Source organism: Actinomadura sp. NBRC 104425 (assembly GCF_030269545.1).
In the GTDB taxonomy this organism is placed as follows: domain Bacteria; phylum Actinomycetota; class Actinomycetes; order Streptosporangiales; family Streptosporangiaceae; genus Spirillospora; species Spirillospora keratinilytica.
Genome location: NZ_BSTN01000001.1, coordinates 687,129 through 695,644 on the forward strand (window position 1 = coordinate 687,129; position 8,516 = coordinate 695,644).

6 protein-coding genes are annotated in these 8,516 nt (G+C 73.2%); 3 read left to right on the top strand and 3 right to left on the bottom strand.

All coding sequences use genetic code 11. From position 1 onward, the window contains the following. Positions 1–36 precede the first annotated feature (36 nt). From QSK22_RS03080 to wecB, 3 genes are read right to left on the bottom strand one after another with little or no spacing between them, the layout of a single operon-like run. Positions 37–2,247, bottom strand: a complete 2,211-nt coding sequence (locus QSK22_RS03080; protein ID WP_502872257.1) for a glycosyltransferase — start codon at positions 2,245–2,247, stop codon at positions 37–39. Positions 2,248–2,278: 31 nt separating this feature from the next. After that, the gene (locus tag QSK22_RS03085; RefSeq protein ID WP_285492360.1) at positions 2,279–2,968 is read right to left on the bottom strand and encodes a hypothetical protein; all 690 of its coding nucleotides are present in this window, start codon (positions 2,966–2,968) and stop codon (positions 2,279–2,281) included. Positions 2,969–3,002: 34 nt separating this feature from the next. Continuing rightward, on the bottom strand, positions 3,003–4,112 hold the full coding sequence (gene wecB, locus QSK22_RS03090) for a non-hydrolyzing UDP-N-acetylglucosamine 2-epimerase (protein ID WP_285492361.1): 1,110 nt from the start codon (positions 4,110–4,112) through the stop codon (positions 3,003–3,005). A gap of 24 nt (positions 4,113–4,136) precedes the next feature. Between wecB and QSK22_RS03095 the strand changes: the two genes are divergently transcribed. The 3 genes from QSK22_RS03095 to QSK22_RS03105 all read left to right on the top strand — a co-directional run bounded on the left by QSK22_RS03095 (position 4,137) and on the right by QSK22_RS03105 (position 8,388). Continuing rightward, positions 4,137–5,678, top strand: a complete 1,542-nt coding sequence (locus QSK22_RS03095) for a glycosyltransferase family 4 protein (protein WP_285492362.1) — start codon at positions 4,137–4,139, stop codon at positions 5,676–5,678. A gap of 112 nt (positions 5,679–5,790) precedes the next feature. Further along, entirely contained in the window at positions 5,791–7,116 is a 1,326-nt protein-coding gene (locus tag QSK22_RS03100; RefSeq protein WP_285492363.1) for a nucleotide sugar dehydrogenase, read from the top strand. Positions 7,117–7,254: 138 nt separating this feature from the next. Continuing rightward, on the top strand, positions 7,255–8,388 hold the full coding sequence (locus tag QSK22_RS03105; protein WP_285492364.1) for a glycosyltransferase family 4 protein: 1,134 nt from the start codon (positions 7,255–7,257) through the stop codon (positions 8,386–8,388). Positions 8,389–8,516: the final 128 nt, after the last annotated feature.

Here is an 8,516-nt window from a genome sequence, read left to right on the forward strand (position 1 = left end):
GGCGCCACGGTTCCCGGCTCCCCGGCCCGGCGGCCGCTAGGGGCGGACGCCCGCCAGCAGCTCGGTCCACTGGCGGCAGACCTCGGCCAGGCCGTAGGCGCGGGTGACCTGCTCGCGGGCCAGCCGCCCTTCGGCCTCCCAGCGGCCGTCGCGCACCGTCGCCGCGATCGACGCGGCCATCGCCGACGCGTCGGCGTGGATCCAGCGGGTGTCGTAGATGGTGTCGGCGCCGGGCCAGCCCAGCAGCACGGGGATCGCGCCGGACGCCATGCCCTCGGCCGGGGCCAGGTGGAAGCTCTCGTCGTCGCTGGTGGACAGCACGAACCCGATGCGGCGCAGCCATGCGGCCACGTCCCGGCCGTAGGAGTCGAACACCACGCCGCCCGACAGCAGCGGGGAGCGGCGGATGCGGCGGAACACCTGCTCGTAGTGGGCGCGCTCCTCGTCGCGCTGCCAGATCCACCAGTACTCCCACGGCAGCTTGGACTTGACGAACAGCGTGAACCGGGGGTCGTCGCGGCGCAGCTCCTCCAGGGCGTCCAGCGCCAGGTCGAGCCGCTTGCGGGACGGCGCGATGCCGATCATGCCGAGGTGGTGCTCGGCGCCGGCCAGCTTGGGCCGGTCGAGCTGGGCGTCGTCCACCCAGTTGGGCACGACGGTGATCTTGTGGGCGGGCCAGCCGGTGGTCTCGCGGGTCAGCCGGGCGTAGTGCGGGCTGACGCAGATCACCTGGTCGACCGCGTCGATGTCCAGGTGCCGCGGCCACCTGGCGTACAGCTCGAACCGGTGCAGGCGCACCAGCAGGCGCTGGCCGGGCCGCTTGTGCTGGGCGTACCACAGCGCGTTGGGCCCGCACCATTCGCACACGACCACGTCGGCCCACTCGACGAGTTCGCGGCTGCGGTCGGGGTCGTGCACCTTCAGCGCGGCCCAGTGGTCGACGCGGATCTCCATGTCGGGGCGGGACCGCAGGTAGTCCAGCAGCCGGGTGAAGAACTTCAGGTCGTGCCCGGCGATGCCGACGCGCAGCTTGCGCCCGTCGGCGGCCCCGGTGCTCCCGGCGGCCCGGCGGGCGGCGGCGAGCACGGCCTGCGACGGTTCCGGGAACGCCTGCTCCAGGTAGCCGCGGAGCCGTTCGGCGGCCGCGTCGAGCGTGTAGTCGCGGGCGGCGGCCCGGCAGCGTTCGGCGGCCGTCACGTACACGTCGGGGTTCTTGCCGATGAGCGCCAGCGCGTCGACCACGTCGGTCTCGGACGCCACGAACAGCGGGTAGTCGGCGCCGAACAGCCGCTCGTGCATCGGGGTGCGGTTGAGCAGCACCGGCACGCCCAGCGCCCCGCACTCCAGCACCTTGGTGGACAGCTCCAGGCTGGCGTCCATCTCCGGGTGCCGCCACGACAGGCCCACGTCGGACTCGGCGGTGATCCGCATCGCCTCGGCGCGCGGGTGGCCGCCGTGCCACACCACGCCCTGGGCGGTCTCCAGGGCGGTGCGCATCCGGGTGGAGAAGCCGGGGTCCTTCGGGTCGTCGTGGATCTTGTCGCCGACCATGTGCAGCTCGGCGTCCACGCCGCGCAGCGCCAGCATGCGCGGCAGCCCCGTCATCTCGTAGGTGTTCCAGCGCGGCGCGAACTTGCCCGTGTAGACCAGCCGCAGCGCCCGGCCGCGCGGCGGCTGCGCGTCGCGCGGCGTCAGCCCGTCCGGCAGCACGACGACGGGCGGGAACAGCACGCTCTTGCCCGCCGTGGCGGGGACGGCGCTCTCCAGGAACGAGCGCAGCTCCTCGGTCTGGCACAGCAGCAGCCGGGACGCGTCGGCGATGCGGCGCAGCTCGCCCTTGGCCGCCCGGTCGAACTCGCCCGCCGACTGTGGCACGTCGGTCAGGTACGTCCACAGCCGTCCCGCCAGCGGCCCGGCGGCGAGCTTGCCGGCCAGCCGCCGGCCCCGCACCACCACCAGGTCGAACGGGTCCTCGGCGTCGATCTCGGCCAGGACGGCGGCGACCTGCTTGGCGGGCATGCCGCGGTCTCCCTCGACCTTCCCCTCGGCGTGCGGGCTGCGCACGGTCACGCCGGGCAGGGCGCGCAGCGGATCGACCAGCCGTCCGGTGCGGACCGGGGCCTTGAGCACCAGGGTCACCGCGCAGCCGGCGCGGGCCAGCGACTGCACCATCCCCTGGGCCCAGATCGCCGAGCCGTCGATCAGGTTGAGATCGACGTCGCCGTACACGAGCGCGCGTGGTGGCACGGGCATTCCTTTCGGGCGGTTTGCGTTTCGGTCAGGCGGGCTGGAAGGTCGGGACCAGCTCGGCGAGCCGCGCGGGCGCGGTGACGGTGGCGTCCCACTCCAGGATCGCCAGGCCCGGCGGCGGCGCCTCGCCCCACAGCACCAGCGGCAGGCCGCGGACGCGGGCCAGCTCGCGGGTGTCGTGCAGGACGCGTTCGCGGTCGTACATGCCGGGCATGCCGAGGTAGGCCCAGGGGCCGCCGGGCTCGCCCGCCGCCGCGTCCACCACGAGCATGTCCACGTCGGCGGTCTCCAGCGCAGTGACGGCGTCGTGCGGGTACAGCGAGACGATCTTGGCGTGCCCGGCCAACGCCGCGGCGGCGGGCCGGCCGAGGATCCCGGCGATTACCGGGCCGTCGTAGGGGGCCGCCACCAGCAGCCGGTCCTCGGCCCGGTCGACGTGGTCGAGCTCGACGCGGTTCTTGGCGTCGGTGGCGGTGGCCGAGGCGGGCGTGGGCGCGTTGCGCTTCTTCCACAGCCGGTACAGCTCGCGCGGCAGGCGCGGGGCGCGGCGCCGCGGGTTGCGGGCCGCGCCGGCGACGAGCCGGCCGAACTGCAGCGCCGCCGAGGTCTCCAGGGCGGTCAGCCGCTGCTCCAGCTCCTGAACGCGGGCCTGGCTCTCGCGCAGTTGTGCACGGAGGCGGGCCACCTGGCGGTTGGCCTTCGCTGCGGATGCAGCCATCGGCGGGACTGCGGATCGGGTGTCGGATCGGGCGTCACGCGGGTCGGTCACCGAGATACTCCATGATCACGTCGGCGATGCGGGGGCCGGCCTGGCCGTCCCACAGCGGCGGCTTGCGCGGGGTGTCGGCGTGCCCCGTCTCCAGCACCTTGCGGGCCGCCGGGACGAGCTCGGCAAAGCCGACCAGCCGGTTGGTGCCGTGGGTGATCGTGATCGGCCGCTCGGTGTTGGGCCGGACGGTCAGGCACGGCACCCCGAGGATCGTGGTCTCCTCCTGCAGGCCGCCGGAGTCGGTGACGACCGCCGCCGCGCCGCGCACCGCCGCGACGAAGTCGATGTAGCCCAGCGGCTCCAGCACGTGCACGCCCGGGTGGTCGGCCAGCCCGGCGGCCATCAGGTTGGCCCGGCCGCGCGGGTGCACCGGGATGACCACGTCGGCCAGGTCGGCGACGCCGTGCAGGTGCCGGACCAGCGCGGCGGCCGTCTCCGGCGCGTCCACGTTGGCGGGGCGGTGCATGGTGGCCAGCACGTACCGCTCGGGCAGCCCGTGCTCGGCCCGGACCTTGGCGGTGTCGAACTTGCCGAGGTTGGCCAGCAGGGTGTCGATCATCGGGTTGCCGACCAGGTGCACCCGCTCCACCGGGACGCCCTCGCGGGCCAGGTGCCCGACGGCCTCGGGGCTGGTGGCGAAGCACAGGTCCGACAGCTGGTCGGTGAGGCGCCGGTTCACCTCCTCCGGCATGGTCATGTCGAAGCTGCGCAGCCCCGCCTCCACGTGGGCGATCGGGATGTGCAGCTTGGCCGCGACGAGGGCGGCGGCGATCGTCGAGTTCACGTCGCCGTACACGATGACGAGCGCGGGTGAACGGCTGGTGAACTCCCCCTCCAGGCCGGTGAGCAGCGCGGCGGTCTGCGCCGCGTGGCTGCCCGAGCCGACGCCGAGGTTGACGTCGGGTTCGGGTAGACCCAGCTCGTGAAAGAAGATCTCCGACATCCGCTCGTCATAGTGCTGGCCCGTGTGCACCACGGCCTGCTCGGCGTTCGCGGCGCGCAGCGCCCCGATCACCGGGGCGGCCTTGACGAAGTTCGGCCGGGCCCCCAGGACATGAACGATCGACCCCAACACGATTTCCCTTCTGTTCATCCGGGTTGCTTACGCTCGCCCGCCGTGCTCATCCGACATTTCCTGCTTCCGCCGCTGAAAGCGGCGGTCTACCTGCCCGGGCTCGCCTGGCGGCAGCTGCGCGCCGACCCGCGCCGGGCGCCCCGGCTGGCCGTGCGGCTGCTGCTGCGCGCGCTTCCGGCCGGGGCGGGCGACCGGCTGCGGCGCACCCGGCTCGGCCGGCTGGCGGTGCCCCGGCCGCGCGATCCGCAGCGCGAGTCCGCCGATCTGCGCCTGCTGCTCGACCATGACCCGTTCGCCCACGACCCGGACGACCACGACATTTCCGGACGTACCCCCAGTTCGATTAAGAAAGGGTCGAACCAGGTCAACATCGATTCCGGATGCGTCCTGCAGTTCGTGACGAACGCACTGCCCCGCACGAACGCCGGGTACACGGTGCGCACCCACCGGATCGCCCTGGCGCAGCGGGCGATGGGCTACGACACCCACGTGGTGACGCGGCTCGGCTACCCGCTCAGCCAGGGGATCGCGGACCTGCGCCGATACGTGGAGGTGGAAGGGGTGCCGTACCACCGGCTGCTTCCCTGGCTGCCGCCCGGCACGCCCGTCAAGGCCGTCGCCAAGGGCGCCGACCTGGCGGAGCGGCTGGTGCGCGAGCTGCGCCCGGCGGTGCTGCACGCGGTGAGCGACCACCACAACGCGGCCGTCGCGCTGGAGCTGGGCCGCCGCCGCGGCCTGCCGGTGGTGTACGAGGTGCGGGGCTTTCTGGAGGACTCCTGGCTGTCGCGCGACCCGTCGCACCGCGCGACCGACGACTTCTACCGGCTCACCCGCGAGCTGGAGACGCGCCGCATGGCCGCCGCCGACGTGGTGGTGACGCTGGGCGAGGCGATGCGCGCCGAGATCGCCGACCGGGGCGTCGACCCGGAGAAGATCATCACGGTGCCGAACGGGGTGGACGAAACGTTCCTTCAGCCGCTGCCCGATGCCGCCGAGCTGCGCACCGAGCTGGGCATCGGCACCGACGTCCCGGTGGTCGGCCTGACCTCGTCGTTCTACGGCTACGAGGGCATCGACACGCTGATCGACGCGGCCGCGCTGCTGCAGGGCCGGGGCACCGACGTCGCGCTGCTGCTGGTCGGCGACGGGCCGGAGCGCGGTGCGCTGGAGCGGCGCGCCGCCGAGCGCGGCGTGCGCGCGGTGTTCCCCGGCAGGGTGCCGATGTCGTCGGTACGTCGGTATCACGCGGTCCTCGATGTGTTCGCGGTTCCCCGGCGGGCCGACCGCGTCTGCCAGTTGGTCACGCCCCTCAAGCCCGTGGAGGCGATGGCCGGAGGAATTCCCGTAATAGCAAGTGATGTCAAGGCTTTGCGTGAAATCGTGGAACCGGGCGTGACCGGGACGTTAACAGTTCCGGAAGACCCGGAGGCGTGGGCGGATGCACTGTCCCAGCTCATTTACAGTCCCGAACAACGCCGGAAAATCGGACAGTCCGCTCGGGAATGGGTCCGGGCGGAACGTACCTGGCGAGCCGTGGCGGACCGGTACCGGGCTGCCTATCCGGTCCCGCCGCGGACGACGTGACAGCGGACGACGTGACAGCGATCGCTGTGACACCGGGTGCCCGCGCCATGGGTTCCCGTGAGGCAGGTGCGGCCGTTCCGGCGCCGTGAACACGCGTGAAGGGAGCCGCCGGGTGGATCTGGTGGTCATCGGACTCGGCTATGTCGGGCTGCCGCTGGTGCGCGAGGCCAGCCGGGCCGGCCTGCGGGTCGGCGGGCTGGACCGCGACCCGCGGGTCATCGCCGGACTGAAGGCGGGGCTGTCGCACGTCGACGACGTGTCGGCCGCCGAGGTCGAGCAGATGCTGGCGGCCGGCTTCCGGCCGAGCTCGGACGAAGACGTCCTGGACGGCGCCCGCACCGTGGTGATCTGCGTGCCGACCCCGCTGTCGGAGGAGGGCGGCCCGGACCTGACCGCGGTGCGCGGCGCCACCGAGGCCGTGGCGCGGCACCTGGAGCCGGGCATGCTGGTGGTACTGGAGTCCACCACGTACCCGGGCACCACCGAGGAGGTGGTGCGACCCATCCTGGAGACCTCCGGGCTGACCGCGGGCGAGGACTTCCACCTGGCGTTCTCCCCCGAGCGGATCGACCCCGGCAACCCGGTCTACGGGGTGCGCAACACCCCCAAGATCGTGGGCGGGCTGACCCCGGCGTGCGCATCGGCCGCGGCGGCGTTCTACGGCAAGTTCGTCGACAAGGTCGTGCAGGCCAAGGGCACCCGCGAGGCCGAGATGGCCAAGCTGCTGGAGAACACCTACCGGCACGTCAACATCGCGCTGGTGAACGAGATGGCGGTGTTCTGCCACGAGCTCGGCATCGACCTGTGGGACGCGATCGACTGCGCGGCCACCAAGCCGTTCGGTTTCCAGGCGTTCCGCCCCGGGCCGGGCGTGGGCGGGCACTGCATCCCCATCGACCCGAACTACCTGTCGTACAAGGTGCGGTCGCTGGGCTACCCGTTCCGGTTCGTGGAGCTGGCCCAGGAGATCAACGACCGGATGCCCCGGTACGTCGTCGAGCGCGCCCAGCAGCTGCTCAACCAGCAGGGCCGCGCGCTCAAGGGCGCCAAGGTGCTGCTGCTCGGCGTCACCTACAAGGCCGACGTCGCCGACCAGCGCGAGTCGCCGGCCCGGCCGGTGGCGCGGCGGCTGGCCCGGCTCGGCGCCGAGCTGCACTTCCACGACCCGTACGTGGCCGAGTGGCGGGTGGACGGTGCGGAGGTGCCGCGCGTCGGCCCGCCGCCGGTGGTGCGGCCGGACGGCGGGCAGCGCGCCGATGCCGACTCCTCCCGCGACGGGGCGGAGCTGGCGGCCGCGCTGGAGGACGCCGACCTGGTGATCGTCCTGGCCGACCACTCGGTCTACGAGGCGTCCCTGCTGTCGGAGCACGCACGGTCCTTGTTCGACACCCGGGGCCGCACCCGCGGCATCCGGCGCGAGAGCGTCGAGTTGCTCTGAAACGGCCGGTCCCGGCGGCGGGACGGGGCGCCGACCGGGGGCGGCCATCGCGCGGCAAGGCGGAATTAACACACAATTTCCCTGGCCCGCACAGACTCGACGATGGACGATTGTCGGCACCGATCCGGAGTGAATGCCATGCGGGTCTGCGTTTGCACGATTGTGCATCACCCAGAGGATGCCAGGATTCTGCACCGGCAGATCCGCGCACTGCTCGACGCCGGTCACGAGGTCACCTATATCGCGCCGTTCCGCGCGTGCAACGTGACGCCCTGGCGGCGGGTGAGCCCGGTGGACGTGCCGCGCGCGGTGGGGCGGCGCCGGCTCCGCGCGCTGCGCGCCGCGCACCGGGCGCTGGAGGAGCACGCCCCGTACGCCGACGTGATCCTGCTGCACGACCCGGAGCTGCTGGTCGGCCTGCCCCGCTCGGTGCGCGCGCGCACGGTGGTGTGGGACGTGCACGAGGACACCGCCGCCGCCCTCAGCGCCAAGGGCTGGGTGCCCGGGCCGGTGCGGCCGCTGCTGCGTCCCGCCGTGCGGCGCCTGGAGGCGCGCAGCGAACGCCGGCACCGGCTGCTGCTGGCCGAGGAGGGCTACCGGACGCGGTTCCGGAGCGAGCACCCGGTCGTGCCCAACACCACCTACGTGTCGGACGTGCCGCCGCCCCCGCCGGACGGCAACCGCGCCGTCTACGTCGGGCACCTGTCGCGCGCCCGGGGCGCGCTCGACATGGTCGAGATGGCCCGGCTGCTGGCCCCCGAGGGCGTCATGGTCGAACTGATCGGCGCCGCCGACGGCGACGTGCGGCCCGCGCTGCGCGACGCCCAGCGCGACGGCGTGCTGCGCTGGTACGGCTTCGTGCCCAACGACCGGGCGCTGCGCATCGCCGAGGGCGCCATGGCCGGGCTGGCGCTGCTGCACGACGAGCCGAACTACCGGCACTCGATGCCGACCAAGGTCGTGGAGTACATGGCCCGCGGCATCCCGGTGATCACCACGCCCAACCCGCCCGCGGTGGAGATCGTCGAACCGGCCGGGTGCGGGTTCGTCGTCCCGTTCGGCGACCCGGCCGCCGCGGCCGACGCGCTGCGGCGGCTGCGCGACGACGCCGAGCTGCGCACCGAGCTCGGCAAGCGCGGCTACGAGACGGCGCGGGCCCGGTTCCACTGGCCGGTGCACGCCGAGCGGTTCGTCGCCCAGCTCGAACAGTGGGCCGGACGCGCCGTCCCCGGCCCGGTCGTGGCGCCGCAGCCCGAGCCGCTCCCCGACTAGCTGTACTGACCATGGACGTTGGTGACGGCGACACAGCTGGATGATCTTGAAATGGGGAGGACCTCCTGGCGTGGTGTGAGTCGACGAAACTTCGCACCACCCGCCGGGAGGTCCTCGTGCCCCACCGT